Annotated in this window: 21 protein-coding genes; 8 read left to right on the forward strand and 13 right to left on the reverse strand. The window is 70.2% G+C overall.

What is annotated here, in order from left to right:
- Positions 1–5: 5 nt before the first annotated feature.
- From RR1_RS14695 to egtA, 5 genes are read right to left on the reverse strand one after another with little or no spacing between them, the layout of a single operon-like run.
- Positions 6–1,172 (reverse strand): PQQ-dependent sugar dehydrogenase, encoded by a 1,167-nt coding sequence (locus RR1_RS14695; RefSeq protein ID WP_010839725.1) that lies wholly within the window; start codon positions 1,170–1,172, stop codon positions 6–8.
- Positions 1,173–1,228: 56 nt separating this feature from the next.
- A complete protein-coding gene (gene egtD / locus RR1_RS14700; protein WP_010839726.1) occupies positions 1,229–2,215 on the reverse strand; it encodes an L-histidine N(alpha)-methyltransferase in 987 nt (328 codons plus the stop codon).
- A 45-nt stretch (positions 2,216–2,260) separates the two neighbouring features.
- The gene (gene egtC, locus RR1_RS14705) at positions 2,261–3,004 is read right to left on the reverse strand and encodes an ergothioneine biosynthesis protein EgtC (RefSeq protein ID WP_010839727.1); all 744 of its coding nucleotides are present in this window, start codon (positions 3,002–3,004) and stop codon (positions 2,261–2,263) included.
- Between the two features lies 1 nt (position 3,005).
- Entirely contained in the window at positions 3,006–4,340 is a 1,335-nt protein-coding gene (gene egtB, locus RR1_RS14710) for an ergothioneine biosynthesis protein EgtB (protein ID WP_010839728.1), read from the reverse strand.
- The gene (gene egtA / locus RR1_RS14715) at positions 4,337–5,581 is read right to left on the reverse strand and encodes an ergothioneine biosynthesis glutamate--cysteine ligase EgtA (protein WP_010839729.1); all 1,245 of its coding nucleotides are present in this window, start codon (positions 5,579–5,581) and stop codon (positions 4,337–4,339) included. Before egtA ends, egtB begins: the two co-directional genes overlap by 4 nt.
- Before the next feature lie 246 nt (positions 5,582–5,827).
- Between egtA and RR1_RS14720 the strand changes: the two genes are divergently transcribed.
- The 5 genes from RR1_RS14720 to pth all read left to right on the forward strand — a co-directional run bounded on the left by RR1_RS14720 (position 5,828) and on the right by pth (position 9,463).
- Positions 5,828–6,007, forward strand: a complete 180-nt coding sequence (locus tag RR1_RS14720) for a hypothetical protein (RefSeq protein ID WP_010839730.1) — start codon at positions 5,828–5,830, stop codon at positions 6,005–6,007.
- 58 nt (positions 6,008–6,065) lie between these two features.
- On the forward strand, positions 6,066–6,311 hold the full coding sequence (locus RR1_RS14725; protein WP_040774842.1) for a DUF2630 family protein: 246 nt from the start codon (positions 6,066–6,068) through the stop codon (positions 6,309–6,311).
- 137 nt (positions 6,312–6,448) lie between these two features.
- The gene (locus tag RR1_RS14730) at positions 6,449–7,984 is read left to right on the forward strand and encodes an FAD-dependent oxidoreductase (protein ID WP_010839732.1); all 1,536 of its coding nucleotides are present in this window, start codon (positions 6,449–6,451) and stop codon (positions 7,982–7,984) included.
- Between the two features lie 185 nt (positions 7,985–8,169).
- The gene (locus tag RR1_RS14735; protein ID WP_010839733.1) at positions 8,170–8,808 is read left to right on the forward strand and encodes a 50S ribosomal protein L25/general stress protein Ctc; all 639 of its coding nucleotides are present in this window, start codon (positions 8,170–8,172) and stop codon (positions 8,806–8,808) included.
- Between the two features lie 82 nt (positions 8,809–8,890).
- Entirely contained in the window at positions 8,891–9,463 is a 573-nt protein-coding gene (gene pth / locus RR1_RS14740) for an aminoacyl-tRNA hydrolase (RefSeq protein WP_010839734.1), read from the forward strand.
- Between the two features lie 3 nt (positions 9,464–9,466).
- On the opposite strand, the gene RR1_RS14745 is transcribed toward pth, so the two are convergent.
- A complete protein-coding gene (locus RR1_RS14745) occupies positions 9,467–11,056 on the reverse strand; it encodes an acyl-CoA synthetase (RefSeq protein WP_010839735.1) in 1,590 nt (529 codons plus the stop codon).
- Between the two features lie 111 nt (positions 11,057–11,167).
- Here RR1_RS14745 and RR1_RS14750 point away from each other — a divergent pair, with 111 nt between their 5' ends.
- Complete coding sequence (locus tag RR1_RS14750) at positions 11,168–11,551, forward strand: Arm DNA-binding domain-containing protein (RefSeq protein ID WP_010839736.1); 384 nt, start codon at positions 11,168–11,170, stop codon at positions 11,549–11,551.
- 10 nt (positions 11,552–11,561) lie between these two features.
- On the opposite strand, the gene RR1_RS14755 is transcribed toward RR1_RS14750, so the two are convergent.
- On the reverse strand, positions 11,562–13,196 hold the full coding sequence (locus RR1_RS14755) for a fatty acyl-AMP ligase (protein ID WP_040774852.1): 1,635 nt from the start codon (positions 13,194–13,196) through the stop codon (positions 11,562–11,564).
- A 209-nt stretch (positions 13,197–13,405) separates the two neighbouring features.
- Here RR1_RS14755 and RR1_RS14760 point away from each other — a divergent pair, with 209 nt between their 5' ends.
- Complete coding sequence (locus tag RR1_RS14760; protein ID WP_010839739.1) at positions 13,406–15,082, forward strand: peptide chain release factor 3; 1,677 nt, start codon at positions 13,406–13,408, stop codon at positions 15,080–15,082.
- A gap of 13 nt (positions 15,083–15,095) precedes the next feature.
- Positions 15,096–15,752, forward strand: a complete 657-nt coding sequence (locus tag RR1_RS14765) for a nicotinamide mononucleotide transporter family protein (RefSeq protein ID WP_010839740.1) — start codon at positions 15,096–15,098, stop codon at positions 15,750–15,752.
- A gap of 33 nt (positions 15,753–15,785) precedes the next feature.
- On the opposite strand, the gene RR1_RS14770 is transcribed toward RR1_RS14765, so the two are convergent.
- The 6 genes from RR1_RS14770 to RR1_RS14795 all read right to left on the reverse strand — a co-directional run bounded on the left by RR1_RS14770 (position 15,786) and on the right by RR1_RS14795 (position 21,141).
- Positions 15,786–16,262 carry a nuclear transport factor 2 family protein gene (locus tag RR1_RS14770; protein WP_010839741.1) on the reverse strand — a complete coding sequence of 159 codons (477 nt, stop codon included), beginning with the start codon at positions 16,260–16,262 and terminating at the stop codon, positions 15,786–15,788.
- Positions 16,263–16,389: 127 nt separating this feature from the next.
- Positions 16,390–18,192: an ABC-F family ATP-binding cassette domain-containing protein gene (locus tag RR1_RS14775; protein ID WP_010839742.1), complete on the reverse strand. Its 1,803-nt coding sequence runs from the start codon at positions 18,190–18,192 to the stop codon at positions 16,390–16,392.
- A 3-nt stretch (positions 18,193–18,195) separates the two neighbouring features.
- Positions 18,196–19,140, reverse strand: coding sequence for a 4-(cytidine 5'-diphospho)-2-C-methyl-D-erythritol kinase (locus RR1_RS14780; protein ID WP_072713647.1), 945 nt, complete (start codon positions 19,138–19,140; stop codon positions 18,196–18,198).
- A 121-nt stretch (positions 19,141–19,261) separates the two neighbouring features.
- On the reverse strand, positions 19,262–19,465 hold the full coding sequence (locus RR1_RS14785) for a cold-shock protein (protein WP_010837056.1): 204 nt from the start codon (positions 19,463–19,465) through the stop codon (positions 19,262–19,264).
- 182 nt (positions 19,466–19,647) lie between these two features.
- On the reverse strand, positions 19,648–20,535 hold the full coding sequence (gene rsmA / locus RR1_RS14790) for a 16S rRNA (adenine(1518)-N(6)/adenine(1519)-N(6))-dimethyltransferase RsmA (protein ID WP_010837057.1): 888 nt from the start codon (positions 20,533–20,535) through the stop codon (positions 19,648–19,650).
- Positions 20,536–20,559: 24 nt separating this feature from the next.
- The gene (locus RR1_RS14795; RefSeq protein ID WP_010837058.1) at positions 20,560–21,141 is read right to left on the reverse strand and encodes a vitamin K epoxide reductase family protein; all 582 of its coding nucleotides are present in this window, start codon (positions 21,139–21,141) and stop codon (positions 20,560–20,562) included.
- Positions 21,142–21,158: the final 17 nt, after the last annotated feature.

A 21,158-nucleotide genomic window follows, 5' to 3' on the forward strand; every position in this document is an offset into this window, starting at 1 on the left:
GCCCGTCAGCCTGCCGGGGAGACACGCAGAACGCTGTCGTTCTCGCCGTTGTCGGTCGTGACGAGCAGCGAGCCGTCGGGCTGCGGCGTCACCGACCGCAGCCGGCCGTGCTCGCCGACCAGCCCGTCCGCACGGTGCGTCACCGATTCGCCGTCCTCTGCGAGCCGGAGGAACACGAGCCTGCTTTCCTCCTGGATGCCCATCACGAGCGAGCCGTCCCACTCGCCCCACGCATCTCCGGTGACGAACGCACCGCTCGCCGTCGCGAGGGTCGAGGGACCCGAACTCCACACCGCTTCGACGGCGCCGGGCACCCGGACGGGATCGGTCATCGGCACCGACTCGTCGTAGACGAACGGCAGCCGATCGGGCCGGTACCCGTAGTTCGCTCCCGCGCGAAGAAGATTCACCTCGTCGTCGCGCGACGTGCCCTGCTCGACTCCGTACAGCCGATCGGTGCCGGGCTGGACCGCCAGGCCCTGGACGTTGCGATGCCCGAGGGAGTACACGGGGCTCGCGGGATCGGGGTTTCCCGGCGCGGGCGCGCCGTCGGCAGTGATGTGCAGGACCTTGCCGCCGAGTGAGGCCGGGTCCTGCGGCACGGTCGGCGACGCGCTGTCGCCGGTGCCGACGAAGAGCGTGCCGTCGGGCATCGCGAGCAGGCGGCAACCGCCGTGCCGGCCCGACGCCGTCGGAAGCCCGTCGATGACGGTGCCCGTCCGGGTGAGGGCCGTCCATTCGGGGTCGACCGTCCACGACACGACTCGAATGTCGGTGACGTCGCCCTGGTGGCCCTGGCACGTGTACACCGTGCGCGAGTCCTCGAAATCCGGTGCGAGCGCGATGCCCATCAGCCCGGTCTCGCTCGCCACGAACAGGTCCTGCAGATCCGCCTCGACGGGCCCGGTCGATCCGTCCGGACGCGACACGACGAATCCACCGCTGCGCTGGCCGGTGAGGATCGCGCCGTCCGGCGCCACGACGACGTCCCACGGATTCTCGAGCCCGTCCAGGACCGTGCTCACGTCGAGGCCGGGCAGCGTGTCCTCGGGTTCGGGCCCGCCCGGGCCGCCACCGTCCGCATCCGAACTGCCGGCGCCCAGGCTTCCCGTGTCGGGTGCCGGCTGTGCGCACGCGAGCGAGGCCGTCACCAGTGACGCCGCGGCGGCCATGAGGGTGACCGAACCCCACCGACTGGAAGTTCGGCCCCACCGGCTGGAAGTGCGTTTCATACGTTCCTCTCGTGTCGTCGCCGCGCCAGGACCAGCGCGAACCTGTCGTCGGAATCGGTGAACACCCGCTCGGTGTCGAAACCGGCGTCGTCCAGTTCGCGGGTGAGTCCCGCGGGTGTGAACTTCGCGGAGATCTCGGTGCGGATCTGCTCGCCCGCGCGCAGCGGCACGTCGAGGCCCAGTGCGCCGAGGTGCACGACGGTCGCGCCGGGCGCTTCGAGCCGCATCTCGATCCACTCGTTCTCGGCGTCCCACACGACGACGTGCCGGTAGGAGTCGACGTCGAAGTCCGCACCGAGTTCGCGGTTGAGCACACGCAGCACGTTGCGGTCGAACTCGGCCGTCACGCCCGCGGCGTCGTCGTACGCGGGGACGAGGACGCCGGGATCGGTGACCAGCCCCGCCCCGAGCAGCAGGTGTTCGCCGCCCTGCAACGCACTCGCCACGGAGGCGAGGAAGACACGGCGTTCGTCGGGCACGAGATTGCCGATCGTTCCGCCGAGGAACGCGATCGTGCGCCGCCCACCGGACGGCAGATGATCGAGCGACCCCGTGAAGTCGCTGACGACGCCGTGCACCGTGAGATCGGGAAACTCCGCACCGATGCTCTCGGCCGCGGCCTCGAGCGCCGTCACCGAGACGTCCTGCGGGACGTACGTACGGAGGGTCCCGGCGCGCCGGCCCGCCTCCAGCAGCAGTCGCGTCTTCTCCGACGACCCGGACCCGAGTTCGACGAGCACCTCGGGCCGTGCGATCGCGGCGATCTCGTCCGCCGAACGCTCCAGCAGCGCGCGCTCGGTGCGCGTCGGGTAGTACTCGGGCAGTTCCGTGATGCGCTCGAACAGCTCGCTTCCCGCGGCGTCGTAGAACCACTTGGGCGACAGCCACTTCGGGTCCGACGTGAGCCCGGCGCGCACCTCGCTGCGCATCGACCGGGCGAGATCGCTGGGCTCGAGATGCACCTCGAGCGTCGGGGTCTTCATCGCACTCCTCCTCCTGACCGGCGGGTACTCATGGCCTGCGCGCCCTCACGACCGAACCTCGACGGGTGTCACCAGGAGCCGTCCCGGCCTCGCGACGACGAGATGCCGGTCGGGAACCGGCTTCCACTGCGCGTCGTCGTCGGTGGGCTCCGATGCGACGGTGGCGCTGTGCTCGTCGACCCGCACCGACAGCGAGTGCACCCACGAGGTCGCCCACAGATCGTGTCCGTCGGACAGCAGCAGGTTGAGCCGCGCGCCCGGCCCGCGCGCCGCGACCTCGGCGACGAGGTGGGGCAGCACGACCTCGGGCGGCTCCGACCGCAACCGGTGCTGCACGACGAGCCACAGGGCCGCCGAGTCGGTCGGCGCTTCGAGTGCCGACAGTTCCTCGGTGCCGAGTTCCGCCGTGAACGGCGCGAGCGTCCGGCGCCAGTCCGGCACGAACCCGTTGTGCGAGAACGCCCATCGGCCGTCGACGAACGGGTGCGACGCGGACTGCTCGACCGGCATCCCGATCGACGCCGAACGCGCGGCCGCGACGACGGCGTGCCCGTGCACGAACGGAAGAGTCTCCTGGACGGCCGGGTCCGACCAGATCGGCGCTGCGCTGCGGTACCGCCCCTGCCGCTCGCCGTCCCACCATGCGGCACCGAAGCCGTCGGCGTTGATCGTGCCGCCGCCACGCATGTCCGTGGGCGCCCACGACTGATGGACGAGCGAGTGCGAGCCCGACGCGAGGACGCCGCCGACCGGCACACGCGGGCCGACGTACCCGATGTGGCGGCACATCTCAGCTGCGCCCGGTACGCGACAGGTCGCCGCGCTCCGAAGGCGACAGGTCGCGCGCGAGCCGCAGACCCGCGAAGATCTGGCGCCGGACGGGATGGTCCCAGTTGCGGAAGGTGCCGCGGCACGCGACGGAGTCCGTCCCGAACGAGCCGCCGCGCAGCACGCGGTAGTCGCCGCCGAAGAAGACCTCGGAGTACTCGCGGTACGGGAACGCCGAGAATCCCGGGTAGGGCTCGAATCCCGAGGACGTCCACTCCCACACGTCGCCGATCATCTGCTCGACGCCGAGCGCGGACGCACCTGCCGGGTACGCCCCGACCTCGGCGGGGCCGAGATGACGCTGCCCCAGATTCGCGGTGTCGACGCCGGGTTCCGCTGCGCCCCAGGGGTGGCGACGCGAGCGTCCGGTACGCGGATCGAACCGCGCCGCCTTCTCCCATTCCGCCTCGGTCGGCAGACGGCGGCCCGCCCACCGCGCGAAGGCGTCGGCCTCGAACCAGCAGACGTGCATCACCGGTTCGTCGGGTGCGACGGGGAGCGCCGTCCCGAAGCGGCGCGTCCACCACGAACCGCCCGGTTGCCGGCTCCAGAACTGCGGGGCCTGCAGATCGGCGTCGATCCGGTGACGCCAGCCGCGTTCTGTCCACAGTTCGGGCCGCTCGTAACCGCCGTCCTCGACGAACCCCAGGTACTGCCGATTGGTGACGGGGTGCACGTCGATCGCGAAGGCGTCGACGTGCACCGGATGCGCGGGACGCTCGTTGTCGAGGGCCCAGGGATCCTCGGACGTGCCCATCTCGAATCGGCCCGCGGGTACGACGACCTCGCGCGACGTCGGTGCGGTGGCCGCACGCGGCGCCGGCTCGGCATCGAGAACCGGCTCGCCCGAACGTAACTGATGCGTGGCAAGCATCGTCTCCGCATGCTGCTGCTCGTGCTGGGCGATCATGCCGAACGCGAATCCGGCCTCGTCGAGCCGCCTGCCCCGCAACGGATGGTGATCGAGGATCTCCAGCACCTCGTCGCGCACCGTCGACACGTAACTGCGCGCCTGGCCCGGATCGAGCAGCGGCAGCGCCGGACGGCTCGCGCGAGAATGCCGGAACGCATCGTAGAGCTCGTCGATGTCGGAGCGGACCGCGTCACGGCCGCCGACGTCGCGGACGAGCCAGAGTTCCTCCTGATTGCCGATGTGCGCGAGATCCCACACCAGCGGGCTCATGAGTGGCGAGTGCTGCGCCACGAGGTCGGCGTCGTCGACGCTGTCGGTGAGCCCGACGGTCCGATCGCGTGCCCGCTCGAGGACTGCGGCGATCTCGTCGCGAAGCTCCCTCATACGTAGGCCACCTCCGCGCCCGCCTGCTCGGCCTCGACCGGAGAGAGTCCCCGGCAGCAGCGTTCGGCGTCGGCGTCGAGCAGCCGGACGAACTCGGGGTCGTCGCTGTAGGACGCCGCGAGCGAGAGCAGCGCCGTCGCCGCGGACCTGAGATCGAGGTCGGCGAGACCGAACTCGGCGGCGTCGGCCCACCGGTTCGCGGTCGTCCGCGCGACCGCGAACGCCTCCTCGATCACTCCCGGACCGGACAGCAGCGCACCCACCGCCGCGATCGGGATCTTCCATCGATCCCCCGGCTGGGCGTCGAGATAGCGGACCTCGAGATGGCCGCACGCGCGGACGGGCGGGAACAGCGTCGACAGGTGATAGTCGAGGTCGCCGTGCGTGGGACGACGATCGACGACGCCGTCGAGCTCGCCGTCGATCCAGTGCCCGAGGGTCGCGCCGTGCGGTGCACTCCAGTCACCGCCGTCACGCCGGACGCACAGCAGCGGTACGTCGAGGGCCCACTGCGGATAGTGCGCGCTCGACTGCACGCCGCACGTGCGCTCCGGATCGAGATGCAGCCACGTGCGCATCCGCTGCGAGGCCCACTCGCCGTTCGGCGATCCCGACAGCGTCGGCGAGCTCGCGAAGGCCGCTACGAGCGCGGGGCCCATCGTGTGGAGCAGCCGCCAGCGGCGCTCCACCATGACGGGATCGGTTCCGGCGTCGACGCTCACCTGGGTCGCGGCGGTGTTGCACATCATCAGCGCACCGAACGGGCCGCGGCGACCGAAGTGGCGGTGCATCGCGACGTATCGCGGCGCGTCGAGGATCCGCTCCGGCTCCCGGGCGTCGTCGGCGGCCGCCGCTGTCAGCGAGATGCCCTCGGTCGCGAGCAGATCCGCCAGATGTTCGCGATCGGCGGCCACGGCGTCGGCGACGGCACGCGCCGAGACGTGCGGACTGCTCGACAGCTCGATCTGGCCGCCCGGCTCGACGGACACCGCACTGCCGCCGGGCATCGGCTTCGCCGGCGAGTCGCGCGCGATCGACCGCGGGCTGTGATGAGCGAGTGCGCGGGCGAGCGCGGCACGATCCGGGCGGCTGCCGTCGGCGCGCCGCGCGAGCCACTCGACTTCCGCACCGATGAGTCGTGGCGGGCCGTACGTGAAGGACGCGCCGGCGATGTACTCCTCGGCCGCGTCACGCGAACCCACGACGGGTCCGGTGGGCGTGTGGACGGTGGTGTGGGCCATGACGCTCCCCTTCCGATGCCCCGGGCGCGGGGCCGGTTGGTGCGGGCTGGGCGGAACGTGGTCGCTGCCAGCAGCCTAGGTCGGCGCGGATCGATCCGGGGGTGAACACGCGGATCCCGATCCGATCCCGACCGATCCGCTCCCGACCTCCGGTTATTCGGAATCCTGACGGTCGGATTTGGCTAATCGTGTGATATGGGATACAAACATACCGACAGTTTTGTGATTGGTGACACCAGGAGAGACATGCATTCAGGGTCGGGCACTGCGCCACGCGTTGCGGGACATCACGCACGCGGCACCCTCAGCACCACCGAGATTCGCGCGCGCATCAGTGCGATGTTCGACGACGCCGATGCGATGTTCGACGACCGCGACGACGCCACCGTCACCGAGACGGGGCGCCGCGACCTCGAAGTCGGCTAGCGTTGCGGACGGGCCGTTCCGGCCCGTGCCCGCACGGTTCGACGCGCAGGAGGCCACCGTGAATCACGAACAGATCCTCGCCCAGATCCAGACCCTCGTCGGCGAGGAACACGAACTCCGTACCGGAGTGCAGCAGGGGACGGTGTCCCCCGACGAGGAGCGCGAGCGCCTGAAGAAGGTCGAGGCCGCGCTCGATCAGTGCTGGGATCTACTGCGCCGTCGTGACGCGCTCAAGCGCGCCGGACAGGACCCCGACTCGGCGCAGGCGCGCTCGGAATCCGAAGTCGAGGGCTACCTGCAATAGCGCCGTCCCGCCGACCGGGACTTCTCGTTGCTCACGCCGAAGGCGTCCGGCTACAACGGTTTTCGTGTCGGAGTCCGTTTCTCAGGTCGACACGACCGACGGGTTCCCGAGCGACACACCTCCCGAGAGGACGCCGGATGCCGCAGCCAACGCCGTCACCCCTGCACTGCTCGATCGACGACATCGCCGACTGGGACGAGACCGCCGACGTCGTCGTCGCCGGCTACGGGATCGCGGGCGTGTGCGCCGCGATCGAAGCAGCACGCGCAGGCGCCGACGTCCTCGTCCTCGAACGCACCGGCGGCTGGGGCGGCGCGGCGTCGCTCGCCGGCGGCTTCGTGTATCTCGGCGGCGGGACGGCGCTGCAACGCGCGTGCGGCTTCGAGGACAGCCCCGAGGACATGAAGCAGTTCATGCTCGCCGCCCTCGGCCCCGGCGCCGACGAGGCGAAGATCGCGGACTACTGCGACGGCAGCAGCGCGCACTACGACTGGCTCGTCGAGTGCGGCGTGCCGTTCAAGCCGACCTTCTGGGGCGAGCCGGGCTGGGAGCCGCCGTTCGACGACGGCCTCATGTACTCCGGCGGCGAGAACGCCGCGCCCTTCCGTGACGTCGTGCGGCCCGCTCCGCGTGGGCACGTCCCGCAGATGTCGGGCAAGGTCAGCGGCGAGAAGGGCGGCGGCTACATGCTCATGCGCCCGCTCGTCGAGGTCGCCGAGTCGCTCGGCGTCGCCGCTCGCTACGACACCCGGATCGAGTCGCTCGTGATCGATCACGACGACCGCGTCGTGGGCGTCGTCGCCAAGCAGTACGGCAAGCGCCGAGCGGTGTTCGCGCGACGCGGCGTCGTCCTCGCGACGGGCAGCTTCGCGTACGACGAACGCATGGTCGCCGACTACGCACCCCATCTCGTCGGCCGTCCCGGCGCGGCGATCGAGCAGCACGACGGCATCGGCATCCGGCTCGGGCAGGCGCTCGGCGCCCAGCTCGCCCACATGGACGCCACCGAGGTCGCGTTCTTCTGCGATCCGCAGCTTCTCGTGCGCGGCATCCTCGTCGACGGCTCGGGGCAGCGGTTCATCGCGGAGGACACCTATCCCGGCCGGATCGGGCAGGAGACGCTGCTCCGCCGGGGCAACACGGCGTTCCTCGTCATCGACCAGCGCGGCTACGACGACGGGATGGCCGCGACGACGGCGACCGAGCAACTGCGCCGCCCGATCACGTGGGTCGGCGACACCGCCGCCGAACTGGAAGCGGAGATGGGCCTGGCGAGCGGCGCGCTCGAGTCCACCCTCGCGCTCTACAACACGTACGCCGCCGAGGGTTCGGACCCCGTCTTCGGGAAGAAGCCCGAGTGGGTACGTCCGATAGGGGCGCCGTTCGCGGTGATCGACCTGCGCGGCTCGACGGGTGGGTTCACGCTCGGCGGTCTGCGGACGACGCTCGACGCGGAGGTGCTGCACGTGTCGGGCGCACCGATCGCCGGGCTCTTCGCCGCGGGACGGACGACGTCGGGCGTGTGCGCCGGCGGATACGCGAGCGGAACGTCGCTCGGTGACGGCAGCTTCTACGGTCGCCGCGCGGGCGTCGCGGCCGCCGGGTCGACGCCGGTCGCGGCTCCCACCGATGCGACGGGACGCGATTCGTCCGCCCCTGTGGCGGTCGGGTAGAGTGGACCGAGTTGTCTCGGCGAGGGTGATCGGGTTCCGTCCCGGCTCACCGTGATCGACGCGGCTCCGGCGCTGTGCGAGCGTTCCGCTCCCGTGCCGTGTGCGCGTCTCGTCGCCGATGGACTCACGACCGAGACACGAGCACACGACCGACACACCGCAGCAGTCACAGGAGCCGCTTCACCATGTCCGATCAGAATCGCCTCACCGCGGCCGTCCGTTCCGAGTTCGGCAAGGGTGCCGCCCGCCGCGCGCGTCGTGACGGCAACGTCCCCGCCGTCCTCTACGGCCACGGTACCGACCCGCGCCACCTCAACCTCCCGTCGCTCGAGTTCGCCGCGATCCTGCGCGCGAACGGCATGAACGCGCTGGTCGAGCTGAACATCGACGGCGAGCAGCAGCTCGCGCTCACCAAGTCCGTCGTGATCCACCCGATCCGCAACTACATCGAGCACGCCGACCTGCTCGTCGTGAAGAAGGGCGAGAAGGTCGTCGTCGACATCCCCGTCACCGTCGAGGGCGAGGCGGCTCCGGGCACGCTCGTCACGCAGGACGCGGACGCTATCTCGGTCGAGGCGGACGCACTCGACATCCCCGAGGGCATCACGGTCTCGATCGAGAACGCCGAGGTCGGTACGCAGATCACCGCCGGTGACCTCACCCTGCCCAAGGGCGCCGAGCTGCAGAGCGACGGCGACCTGCTCATCGTGAACGTCGTCGCCGCCCCCACCGCCGCCGACCTCGAGGAGGACATCCCCGAGGAGCAGCTGCCCTCCGAGTCCCTCGAGGACGAGGCTGCGGCCGAGGCGTCGGACGAGAGCTGACAGCACCGCACGAGGCGGCGCGTTCCCGTGATCGGGGACGCGCCGCCGTCGTTCGGGAGCACGTTGCGAGAAAGGTGACACCGTGAGCGACGACACCGCCCTCGTCGTCGGGCTGGGAAACCCCGGTCCCGAATACGAGCGGACTCGCCACAACATCGGCTTCCTGGTCGCGGACGTTCTGGCCGACCGCGTCGGCGGACGCTTCTCCGTCCACAAGAAGAGCGGCGCGCAGGCCGTGCAGGGCCGCCTCGCCGGGCGGCCGGTGATCGTCGCGAAGCCACGGACCTACATGAACCTCTCGGGCCGTCCCGTCGCGGCGCTCGCCCGGTTCTTCTCGATCCCACCCGAACGCATCGTCGTGATCCACGACGAACTCGACCTCGACTTCGGGACGATCCGGCTCAAGCAAGGCGGCGGCGAAGGCGGGCACAACGGGTTGCGGTCCATCTCGCAGGCCCTGACGACGAAGGACTACCTGCGCACGCGGTTCGGCATCGGACGGCCCCCCGGCAGGCAGGCGCCGGCGGACTTCGTGCTCAAGCCGTTCGCGACCACCGAACGCAAGGAGCTCCCGGTCCTCGTGGAGCAGGCGGCCGACGCCGTCGAACTGCTGCTGCAGCTCGGCCTCGAGGGCGCCCAGAACCGGCTGCACTGAGCGTCAGGAGTAGTTCTCACGCAGCACGAACTTGAGGATCTTGCCGCTCGGGTTCCGCGGGAGCGCGTCGACGAACTCGAGGCGCCTGGGCACCTTGTAGCCGGCGAGCCGCTCCCGCGCGAACCGCGCGAGGTCGTCGAGGTCGAGGTCCGCGCCGCCCGTCGCGACGACGGCGGTGACGGACTCTCCCCACGTGTCGTCCGGCAGCCCGATGACGGCGACCTCGGCGACCGCCGGGTGGTCGTAGAGCACCGACTCGACCTCCGCCGGGTACACGTTCTCGCCGCCGGTGATGATCATGTCCTTGATGCGGTCGATGACGTAGACGTAGCCGTCCTCGTCGACGCGGCCCAGATCCCCCGTGTGGAACCAGCCGTCCTCGTCGATCGCGCGCGCCGTCGCCTCCGGGTTGCGCCAGTAGCCCGCCATCACCTGCGGACCGCGCACGCACACCTCCCCGTTCTGCCCCACCGCGACGTCGGCGCCGTCCGGATCGACGACGCGGACGTCCGAGAGCATGCAGGTCGTCTTGCCCGCGGCTCCGATCTTGCGGCTCGTCTCGTCGACGCTCATGACGAGGGCGAGGGGCGCGGTCTCGGTGAGTCCGTAGCCCTGTGCGAACGGAATGCCCCGGTCGCCGTAGCGGCGGATGAGCGGCTCCGGCACCGGGGCGCCGCCGCACACCAGGAACCGAAGGCTCGACAGATCCGCCTCCTCGAACTCCGGGAGTTGCGCCATGAACAGGAACATCGCGGGCACGCCGAACATCGTCGTGATGCGGTGCTCGGCGATCATCCGGAGCGCCGCGGCGGGATCGAACGCGGGCATCAGGACGACGTGCCCGCCCTTCTGCAGCGTCACGAGCGTCGTCACGTTGAGCCCGCCGATGTGGAACAGCGGCGCGCCGACGAGGGTGACGTCGTCGCGCGAGCTGTCCATCGCGAGCAGTCCGTTGACGTTGTTCTGGAAGAAGTTCGAGTGCGTGAGCATCGCCCCCTTGGGGCGTCCCGTCGTGCCGGAGGTGTACATGATCAGCGCGACGTCGGACGGGTCGACGACGGCCGCCGCGGTGATCGGATCGTGCGCGCCGACGAGGGCCGCGTAGGACTCCCACCGGTCGCCGGGTGCGCCGTCGTCCACCACGATCGCGCGCTGCACCGGAGTTTCGGCGAGCGCCGGATCGACGATCGCGGCGCGATCACCGTCGGCGACGAGGGTGTGGACGCCCGCATCGGTGAGGATCCATGCGAGCTCGGAGCCCGTGAGCCGAAAGTTGAGCGGTACGAAGATCGCGCCGATCCGGGCGGCGCCGAGCATCGACTCGAGGAACGCGACGTGATTGAAGCCGAGATACCCGACGCGATCGCCCGCGGCGACGCCGCCCGCTGCCAGCACAGCGGCGACGCGGTCGATCCGCTGCTGGAACGCTCGGTAGGTCAGTGTCTCGCCGTCGAAGGTGATCGCGGGCCGTTCGGGCGAGATGGCGGCACGCCGCGCGATCCACGAACCGAGATCGATCGTGCCGGTCGCGGGCGCCGGTTCTACCCCCGGGTGTGGTGTCGTGTCGTGCTGTGAAGAGACGGTCGACGTCATCGCTGCAACTCCCTGACTCACCGAACGGACCTTGTGTGACTTGTATCACAATCGGTACCGCGCGGTCGAGAGAACCGGAACGCTCGCAGCATCCACGCGCGAGGAGGCACCATGGCACCGAGTCCGACGGCGTTGGGACGGCGGTTCTTCGAGATCGGCAACGCGAGCGTGAATCGAGTGCTGCTGCGCGTCGCACGCTGGGAGCCGCTCACACCACTGCTCGGGCGATGGGTCGCCGTGCTCCGGTACACGGGCCGCCGATCGGGGCGCACCGTCACCCTTCCCGTCTCCTACAAGCGCACCGACGAGGGCCTCGTCGTCTACGTCATGGCACCGGGCGCCAAGACCTGGTGGCGCAACTTCACGGGGGGCGGCGGACCGATCACCGCGACGATCGGCAGCGAGACGCTCACGGGGCACGCCGTGACGCGCCGCTCGCCCGACGGCGCTGTCCGGGTCGAGATCGACACCGCGACGCCGCCGGGTACGACATGAGCGAGAGCGGCTAACGGCTCAGCAGCGCAGCCGAATTCGCGCGGCGCAGCTTGCCCGACGACGTCTTCGGGATCGAACCGGGACCGAGCACCGCGACGGCGCGCGGGCGCACGCCGACCTCCGAGAACACGGCGTGCACGACGTCGTGCTCGATGCGCTTGACCTCGTCCGGATTCTGGAAGTCGTTCGTCTCGACCGCGATCGCGAAACTCTCGCGCTTGTTGCCCGCGTCGAGACGGATCGCGACGGCGTTGCCGGGGCGCACGCCGCCGACCGTCGCCGCGGCACGCTCGATGTCGGTGGGATAGATGTTGCGGCCACCCATGATGATGACGTCCTTGACGCGTCCGCACACCACGACGAGACCCTCTTCGGTGAAGTAGCCGATGTCGCCGGTGTCGAGCCAGCCGTCGGGATCCTGCGCGGGCCGAAGACCGTCCGTCGTGAGGTATCCCGGTGTGACGGCCTTGCCGCGCACCTGGATGACGCCGACCCCGCGCACCGGCAAGTCGGCACCGTCGTCACCGACGACGCGTCCCTCGAGCCCGGGCACGAGCGTCCCGAGCGTCGCGAGCCGGCGCGCGTTCGGCTTGGTCGACGGCACAGCGCGGCTCATCGCCTCGAGGAAGTCGGGATCGACGGCGTCGAGGACCTGACCGCGGTTCGGTTCGGGAATCGAGACGGCGAGCGTCGTCTCCGCCATCCCGTACACCGGCGCGAGCGCCGATGGATCGAGACCGAACCGGGCGCCGGCCTCCGCCAGGGCGTCCATCGTGTCCGGGTCCACCGGCTCGGCACCGTTCCACATGTAGCGGACCGAGCTCAGATCCAGCGAGGCGTCGTCCGCCTGCCGCAGCCGCCGCGCGAGCAGCGAGTACGCGAAGTTCGGCGCCGCGGTGACGGTGCCGCGGTACTTGTCCATGAGCTCTGCCCACAGCAGCGGCGAGCGCAGGAAGTCCATCGGCGTGATGCTCACGACCTCGGCACCGACCTGCATCGGGACGCTGAGGAACCCGACCATCCCCATGTCGTGGAACAGCGGCAGCCAGCTGACCATGACGTCGTCGTCGAGCGAGTACTTGATGCGATCGATCATCGCGTACGCGTTGGTGAAGAAGTTCTCGTGCGTGATGCGCACCGCCTTCGGCGAGCCCGTCGACCCGGACGTCAACTGCTGCAGCGCGATGTCGTCCTCGGACGTCTCGAGCGGATCGGTGTCCGGTCCGGCCGCCAGCTCCGCCATCGTGAGGACGGTGATGCCGCGCTCCTCGAGCAGCGGCTTCGCACTGTCGAACGGCGCGCCGAGCACGACCGCCGTGGCGTCGATCATCCGGATCACCGTCTCGGTGTCGCGAGCCCACACACCGAGATCGGTGCGCGGCGTCGGCTGATGGAGCATCGTGACCGAGGCCCCGCGCATCCAGATCGCCTGACAGCCGGGGGCGATGTCCACCGGCTGACCCGCAAGGACGCCGACGGCGTCGCCGCGGCCGATGCCGGCCTCCGCGAGCGCTCCGGCCATGCGCCGCGCGACGCCGTGGATCTCGCCCCACGTCTGCCGCACGGGCGTGTCGGGCTCGCCCGTGACCAGCCCTCGTGTCGTCGATGCCGCGGTCGCGTACATCTCGTCGGTGAACCTGCTCATCTGTTCTCTCCAGAAGCCCGTGCCCACCGCCCCGTCCGTCGGTGAGCCTCTGCGAACTGTCATCCGTACACGCCCCCGCGGCGTTACGGAAGGGCCACGTCGGGTCGCACACCCGGCGCGTATTCTGGGAAGGTCCGGCAGCGCCCACTCTTGTCTCGACGACGACACGCCGTGCGCGCCCGCATCCCGAACACCCGAAAGGCCCCTCGTTGACTACCCCGCCCGCGTCCGACGCGTCCACCCTCGCCTCGGCGGAGCGCCCGGGAGCCGGCCGCGTCGGAACCGAAGCGGCACGCCGGCGGACCTTCGCGGTGATCTCGCACCCCGACGCCGGCAAGTCGACGCTCACCGAGGCCCTGGCGCTGCACGCCAAGGTGATTTCCGAGGCGGGTGCCGTGCACGGCAAGGCGGGGCGCAAGTCCACCGTCTCCGACTGGATGGAGATGGAGAAGGCTCGCGGCATCTCCGTCAGCTCGACCGCGCTGCAGTTCGAGTACGCGCCCGACACCGTGGGCGAATCGGACACGCCCTACGTCGTCAACCTCGTCGACACCCCGGGCCACTCGGACTTCTCCGAGGACACCTACCGCGTCCTCACCGCCGTCGACGCCGCCGTCATGCTCATCGACGCCGCGAAGGGCCTCGAACCGCAGACGCTCAAGCTGTTCCAGGTGTGCCGCCACCGCGGCATCCCCGTCATCACCGTGATCAACAAGTGGGACCGGCCGGGCCGCACTCCCCTGGAGCTGCTCGACGAGATCTCCGAGCGCATCGGCCTGACGCCGACACCGCTGTACTGGCCCGTCGGCATCGCCGGCGACTTCCGCGGCCTGCTCGAACGCGGCACCGACGGCGAGGCGACGAGCTACGTGCACTTCACGCGCACGGCGGGCGGCGCGAAGATCGCTCCCGAGGAGGTCATGGACGCCGACGCCGCCCTCGCGCGCGAAGGCGAGGAGTGGACGACGGCCACCGAGGAGAGCCAACTGCTCTCGGCCACCGGCCAGGACCACGACCAGGACGAGTTCGTCGCCGGCCGCACCTCCCCCGTCATCTTCGCGTCCGCGATGCTCAACTTCGGCGTGCGGCAGATCCTCGACACCCTCGTCGCGCTCGCCCCCGCGCCCGCAGCGCGGACGGCCGTCGACGGCAGCGAGCGCGCCGTCACCGATCCGTTCAGCGCCGTCGTGTTCAAGGTGCAGGCGGGCATGGACAGCGCTCACCGCGACCGCCTGGCGTTCATGCGCATCGTCTCGGGCGTGTTCGAGCGCGGCATGGTCGTCACCCACGCGCAGACCGGCAAGCCGTTCGCGACGAAGTACGCGCTCACGGTGTTCGGCCGCGAACGCACGACCGTCGACGACGCCTACCCCGGCGACGTCGTCGGCCTCGTCAACGCGAACGCACTCGCCCCCGGCCACACGCTCTACCTCGACGGCAAGGTCGAGTTCCCGCCGATCCCGTCGTTCGCACCCGAGTTCTTCTCGATCCTGCGCGCCGAGAGCGCCGGCAAGTACAAGCAGTTCCGCAAGGCCGTCGATCAGCTCGACTCCGAGGGCGTCGTGCAGATCCTGCGCAACGACCTTCGCGGCGACGCCTCGCCCGTGATGGCCGCCGTCGGGCCGATGCAGTTCGAGGTCGTCGCGGCGCGGATGAAGGCCGAGTACGGCGTCGAGGCGCGCATGGAATCGCTGCCGTACGGCATCGCGCGGCGCACCGACGCCGCCTCCGCGGACGAACTGAACCGGCAGCGTGGCGTCGAAGTCTTCACGCGGTCGGACGGCGTGATGCTCGCGCTGCTCAGCGACAAGTGGCGGCTGCAGTACATCCTCAAGGAGTTCCCCGAGCTGACGCTCGAGCCGCTCGTCGCCGGCGAAGACGGCTGATGCCGCCGGTGGCGTGAACGTCCTCCAGGCGCTGTTCGAAGCCGAGCTGCACATCGCGGGCCGGCCGATCCTGTGGCGGGAGATCATCGGCAACGGGTTCGGCATCGCGTCCGCGATCGGCGGGATGCGGCGGGTCGTGTGGGCCTGGCCCGTCGGGATGGTCGGAAACGCACTGCTGTTCACGGTGTTCATGGGCGCGCTGTTCCACACCCCACAGGACCTGAACCTCTACGGCCAGGCAGGCAGGCAGCTGCTCTTCGTCGCCGTCAGTACGTACGGCTGGATTCGGTGGTGGCGTGCGGAGCACCGCTCGGGCGAGGCCGTCCTGCCGCACTGGGCGACCGGGCGCCAGCGCGCCGGCCTGCTCGTCGCGCTCGTCGTCGGCACCGTCGTGTTCGCGCAGATCTTCGAGTACATCGGCTCGTACGGAAACTGGGCCGAGGCATGGATCTTCACCGGCTCGGTCCTCGCGACGTACGGAATGGCCAAGGGCTGGACGGAGTTCTGGCTCGTGTGGCTCGGCGTCGACGCCGTCGGCGTGCCCCAGTTGCTGCTTGCCGGCTTCTATCCGTCGGCCGTGCTGTATCTCGTGTACGCGGGATTCGTGGTGTGGGGCTTCGCCGTATGGCTGCGCGTCCAGCGCGCCCACCCGCGGCACGCGGCGACCTGAGCGACAGGGTGCACGAAGAAAAAGTGTCGGACGTCAGGCCGAGGCGGGCGGCTCGAGCTCGTCCCAGCGATTGAACGCGAGCCGGAAGCCCGGCATGTCGTCGAGTGCGACAGCGGCCTCCCAGGTGCGCTCGTAGGTGGTGTGCGAGATCCGCCAGACGCCGTCGGCTGCGCGCACGTAGCGGTCGGTGTAGTACGCCGAGCCGCGCAGCAGCAGTCCGTCCTCGGGGAAGATCGTGGTGTCGGCGAGCTGCCATGTCCCCGACGCGCGGTCGCCGGTGACGTCGATCTGCGGCTGACCACACTGATGTTCGGTGAGAACGTGCGTGCCGAGCGTGTTCTCGAGAAAGGACACGAAAGCGTCACGGCTGTCGAAATCGATGTACTGGCCGTAGATCGCCGAGACGTTCTCGGTGAGTGTGTCCGCGAGCGCGGACCACTCCTTGGTGTCGAGCGCGCGCACGTAACGATGCTTGAGCTGCTCTATTTCCTTGATGGCCTGCAGATCCATCGTCCGCGCCTCCCGTGCAGCACACACCCGACTGTCCGAATCCAGCGTAATGCGAACCGTGGGTGCCGGGCGGAAGAACGGGAGCGAACTTCTACGGGCCGCCCCGAATATCGAATTCGGTAACGATTCAGTCGAGTTCCGCCGCGAGCTCCATCCAGCGCTCCTCGGCGTCGTTCTTCTCCGCGACCACGCCACGCAGCTGCGCGTCGAGCTCCTGCAGCCGATCCGGCTCGGTCGCCGCCTCGGCGAGCGCGACGTGCAGCGCGCTCTCCTTCTCGTCGAGCTTGGCGACGGCGCGCTCGAGCCGCGCGAGTTCCTTGCGGGCAGCGCGCTCCTCGGCACCGCCGAGCGCCGGGCGACCCGGCTCCGGCTGCGAGCGCGGCGAACCGGAACCGACGGTCGCGGCGACCGAGGGCGTCCGCGACGGTCCGCTCGCGGCACGGCGTCGCAGGTACTCCTCGATCCCGCCCGGAAGATTGGTGAGCCGGCCGTCGCCGAACAACGCCCACGTCGAATCGGCGATGCGCTCGACGAGATACCGGTCGTGGCTGATGACGACGAGCGTCCCGGCCCAGCCGTCGAGCAGGTCCTCGAGTTGCTGGAGCGTGTCGATGTCGAGGTCGTTCGTCGGCTCGTCCAGCAGCAGGACGTTGGGTTCCGCCATGAGCACCCGGGTGAGCTGGAGCCGGCGCCGCTCACCGCCGGAGAGATCACCGACGGGGGTCCGCTGCCGGGCCGGCGAGAAGCCGAGTCGCTCGGCGAGCTGACCCGCCGAGATCTCCTTGTCCCCCAGCATGATCCGCTCGGCGACTTCCTTCACGGCGTCGAGCACACGCATGTCGACCGGAAGATCGTCGAGTTCCTGTCGCAACCAGCCGATCTGCACCGTCTGGCCCTCGATGCGGCGGCCCGCGGACAGCGGCGCGTCGCCTGCGATCGCGCGCAGCAGCGTCGTCTTGCCGGATCCGTTGACTCCGACGAGCCCGACCCGCTCGCCGGGCGCGAGCCGCCACGTGAGGTCGTCGACGAGGACCCGGCCGTCCGGGGTCTCGAGCCGGACGTCCTCGAGCTCGACGACGACCCGGCCGAGCCTGCGCTTCGCGAAGGCCGCGAGCTGCGTCGTGTCGCGCGGTGCGGGAACGTCGGCGATGAGCGCTTCGGCCGCCTCGACGCGGTAGCGCGGTTTGGACGTCCGTGCCTGCGGACCGCGGCGCAGCCACGCGAGTTCCTTGCGCGCGAGATTGCGTCGGCGCTCCTCCGCGGCATCGGCCTGCCGCGCACGCTCGGCGCGCGCGAAGATCCAGTCGTTGTAGCCACCCTCGTAGCTCTCGACGCGGCCCCCGACGACCTCCCACGTGCGCGTCGCGACGGTGTCGAGGAACCACCGATCGTGGGTGACGACGACGAGCGCGGTCCTGCGGTTCACGAGATGCTCCGCGAGCCACTGCACTCCCTCGACGTCGAGGTGGTTCGTGGGCTCGTCCAGCACGAGGAGGTCGAGTTCGCGCACGAGTGCGGCCGCGAGTGCGACCCGGCGACGTTCGCCACCCGACAGCGCGTCGACGCGCGCGTCGAGACCGAGTTCGTCGATCCCGATTCCCGTGAGCACCGAGCGGATCCGGGCGTCGCCCGCCCACTCGTGCTCTGCGACATCGAGCGGGCCGAGGACGACGTCGGCGACCGTGGAGCCCTCGGGCAGGACGCCGCGCTGCGTCACGACGGCCATCCGCAGGCCGCCGACGCGGCTCACGCGGCCGGAGTCGGGCTCCTCGATGCCGGTGAGCACCTCGAGCATCGTCGTCTTGCCGCCGCCGTTGAGGCCGACGACACCGATCCGCTCACCCTCGTCGACACCGAGCGACACCGAGTCGAGCAGCGGCGACACCCCGAACGACTTCGAGACCTGTTCGAGGTTGACGAGATTGGCCATCTGTTACGTGTCTCCAGAATCGTTCGAGGTGTCGGAGTCGGCGACGCGCGCGCCCGGAACCGGGCCCTCCGCGACGCGGACGGTGCGGGAGACTCCCGCACCCGCGAGTTCTGCGCCGACCGACACGGCGGTGTCGCGATCGGCGCACAGGAAGGCACACGTCGGGCCGGAGCCCGACACGATCCCCGCGAGTGCACCCGCGGTGACACCGGCGCGCAATGTGCGACGCAGTGCGGGTTCTAGCGAGAGCGCCGCGGCCTGAAGGTCGTTGCCCAGCAACGGCGCGAGAGCATGCGGATCGCCGGCGGCGAGTGCACGCAGCAGTTCTTCGGGATCGCCCAGCCGCGGCGGATCGCCGCCGTCGCGGAGGTGATCGAGTTCGCGGAACACGTCCGGTGTACTCAGTCCCGTCTTCGCGAGCGCGAGCACCCAGTGGAAGCTGTTGCGCGACAGGACGGACACGAGTTCCTCGCCCCTGCCCGTTCCGAGCGCGGTGCCGCCGTACAGGCAGAACGGGACGTCGCTGCCGAGGTCGGCAGCGAGCCGGTGCAGTTCGTCGCGCGTCAGGCCCAGCTCCCACAGCCGGTCGAGACCGACGAGGGTCGCGGCGGCGTCGGAACTCCCACCCGCCATGCCTCCGGCGACGGGGATGCCCTTGTCTATCGCGATGCTCACGGCGGGATCGCGGCCCGTGAGGTCGGCCACGGCCTGCGCGGCGCGCCACACGAGATTCCGCGAGTCGGTGGGCACCGACGCGGCGTCCTCCCCACACACCGAGACGGACAGCTCGTCGGCCGCCGTCAGCGTGACGGTGTCGCGGAGCGAGAGGGCCTGGAAGACCGTCGTCAGTTCGTGATACCCGTCGGGGCGCACGTCACCGACACCGAGGTGCAGGTTCACCTTGGACGGGGCCTGCACCACCACGGCAGGACGGACGACGGAAAGCACGGTGTACCAGTCTAAGCGTTGGCGCGGCGACGCCGAGCACACGCCGAGCGAGCGGGCCGTGAGACGGGTTCGGCCCCCGTCGACACAGGTCGACGGGGGCCGAAGCCGAGTAGTGCGGAGGTCAGAGAACGCTCACGCCGGTGGCCTGCGGGCCCTTCTGGCCCTGGCCGATCTCGAAGCTCACACGCTGGTTCTCCTCGAGCGTGCGGAAGCCGCTCGTCTGGATCTCCGAGTAGTGAACGAACACGTCAGCGCCGCCGTCCTCGGGGGCGATGAAGCCGAAGCCCTTTTCGGAGTTGAACCACTTGACGATTCCGGTTGCCATATCTCTCCTCGAGACAGTCGTTGCGAGGCACCGGTCGGCACCTCGAGTCGTACAGACGACCGCTGCTGTCGACCCTGAGGGGAGAAGCACAGAACGCTCGCACTATCGAATTGCGAGCGTGGCGGAGCACAAACACAAAACTTCACGACTGCATCCATACTGGCACACCTCGAGAGCGAATGCTATTCGCCCTCCGCCGCGAGCCGCACGAACGCCGCGGTGTCGAGCGTCTCGCCGCGGCTCGACGGGTCGATACCGGCTGCGCGCAAACGACGTTCGGCCTCCGGCGCCGAACCCGCCCAACCGGCCAGCGCGGCACGCAGCGTCTTGCGGCGTTGCGCGAACGCGGCGTCGACGACCGCGAACACGCGAGCGCGGAACGCCGGATCCGTCGGCCAGGGGGACTCCGCGTAACGATCGACACGGACGAGCCCGGACTCGACCTGCGGCACCGGCCAGAACACCGCCCGGCCCACCGCACCCGCACGGCGGACCGTCCCGAAGAACCCGGCCTTGACGCTCGGCACCCCGTACACCTTGCTGCCCGGGGATGCGGCGAGCCGATCGGCGACCTCCGCCTGCACCATGACCAGCGCCGTGCGCAGGCTCGGCAGTTCGGCGAACAGGTGCAGCAGCACCGGGACGGCGACGTTGTACGGGAGGTTGGCGACGAGGGCGGCGGGCTCGCCCGGGATCTCGGCTGCCGTGACGCGCATCGCATCGGCGCGCACGACCGTGAGGCGCTGCGCGAGCGTAGGCGCGCGGCGGCCGACCGTGTTCGGGAGATGCTCGGCGAGGACGGGATCGATCTCGACGGCGATCACCTCGTCGACGACGTCGAGCAACGCGAGCGTGAGCGAGCCGAGGCCGGGGCCGACCTCGAGCACCGTGTCCGCGCCGGTCACCCCCGCGGCGGCGACGATGCGCCGCACCGTGTTGGCGTCGTGCACGAAGTTCTGCCCCAGCGTCTTGGTGGGGCGCACGCCGAACTCCTCGGCGAGCACACGCACCTCGGCGGGACCGAGCAGTGCGGCCTCGCCGCGGGACAGGGATGCGGGCTCGTCTGGCACGCGACCGAATCTAGTGGGTGGCCGCTACGCGTAGAAGCGCAGGTAGACGAGGATGCCGATACCCACGAACCACACGAGCACCGGAAGCACGTGATTCATGCGCGCCGCGACCACGTTCGCGGCCACCGGCGGCGTGAACACACCGTGATGGAGATTACGCAGCGTGACGTACCAGAACACCGGGATCGTCGCGGCCCACACCACCATGCAGTACGGGCACAGCGCGCCGACGACGTAGAGGCTCTGCGCGATGAGCCAGTGCACGAAGATCGTCGCGGCGGTGACGCCGACCTGCAGGCCCGCCCAGTACCAGCGCGACAGGCTCGCGCCTGCGAGCAGCGCCACGCCGGTCGTCGTCACGAGGGCGAAGCCGACGATCCCGAGCAGCGAATTGGGGAATCCGAAGACCGCTGCCTGCGACGTCGCCATGACCGATCCGCAGTCGAGAACCGAATCGAAGCTGCACGACGGGACGTAGTCCGCGTCGACCGACAGCTCGAACTTCTCGATCGTCAGCACGAACGACGCGAGCGATCCGATCAGGCCCGCGACGACGAGCAGCCACGGCAGGATTCGGGCGAACGGAGCGCCGTCGGTCGATCGCATGGCTCCAGCCTAGGCTC

The organism is Rhodococcus rhodnii NBRC 100604 (genome assembly GCF_001894925.1).
GTDB lineage: Bacteria > Actinomycetota > Actinomycetes > Mycobacteriales > Mycobacteriaceae > Rhodococcus_F > Rhodococcus_F rhodnii.

What these genes read in the sequence shown, in the direction of transcription:
- egtA (WP_010839729.1), bottom strand. Translation starts at nt 5,581, where the DNA reads ATGGCCCACACCACCGTCCACACGCCCACCGGACCCGTCGTGGGTTCG.
- RR1_RS14735 (WP_010839733.1), top strand. Translation starts at nt 8,170, where the DNA reads ATGTCCGATCAGAATCGCCTCACCGCGGCCGTCCGTTCCGAGTTCGGC.
- egtC (WP_010839727.1), bottom strand. Translation starts at nt 3,004, where the DNA reads ATGTGCCGCCACATCGGGTACGTCGGCCCGCGTGTGCCGGTCGGCGGC.
- RR1_RS14785 (WP_010837056.1), bottom strand. Translation starts at nt 19,465, where the DNA reads ATGGCAACCGGAATCGTCAAGTGGTTCAACTCCGAAAAGGGCTTCGGC.
- egtB (WP_010839728.1), bottom strand. Translation starts at nt 4,340, where the DNA reads ATGAGGGAGCTTCGCGACGAGATCGCCGCAGTCCTCGAGCGGGCACGC.
- RR1_RS14795 (WP_010837058.1), bottom strand. Translation starts at nt 21,141, where the DNA reads ATGCGATCGACCGACGGCGCTCCGTTCGCCCGAATCCTGCCGTGGCTG.
- RR1_RS14770 (WP_010839741.1), bottom strand. Translation starts at nt 16,262, where the DNA reads ATGGATCTGCAGGCCATCAAGGAAATAGAGCAGCTCAAGCATCGTTAC.
- RR1_RS14750 (WP_010839736.1), top strand. Translation starts at nt 11,168, where the DNA reads ATGGCACCGAGTCCGACGGCGTTGGGACGGCGGTTCTTCGAGATCGGC.
- RR1_RS14695 (WP_010839725.1), bottom strand. Translation starts at nt 1,172, where the DNA reads ATGGCCGCCGCGGCGTCACTGGTGACGGCCTCGCTCGCGTGCGCACAG.
- RR1_RS14720 (WP_010839730.1), top strand. Translation starts at nt 5,828, where the DNA reads ATGCATTCAGGGTCGGGCACTGCGCCACGCGTTGCGGGACATCACGCA.
- RR1_RS14775 (WP_010839742.1), bottom strand. Translation starts at nt 18,192, where the DNA reads ATGGCCAATCTCGTCAACCTCGAACAGGTCTCGAAGTCGTTCGGGGTG.
- RR1_RS14730 (WP_010839732.1), top strand. Translation starts at nt 6,449, where the DNA reads ATGCCGCAGCCAACGCCGTCACCCCTGCACTGCTCGATCGACGACATC.
- RR1_RS14755 (WP_040774852.1), bottom strand. Translation starts at nt 13,196, where the DNA reads ATGAGCAGGTTCACCGACGAGATGTACGCGACCGCGGCATCGACGACA.
- egtD (WP_010839726.1), bottom strand. Translation starts at nt 2,215, where the DNA reads ATGAAGACCCCGACGCTCGAGGTGCATCTCGAGCCCAGCGATCTCGCC.
- RR1_RS14745 (WP_010839735.1), bottom strand. Translation starts at nt 11,056, where the DNA reads ATGACGTCGACCGTCTCTTCACAGCACGACACGACACCACACCCGGGG.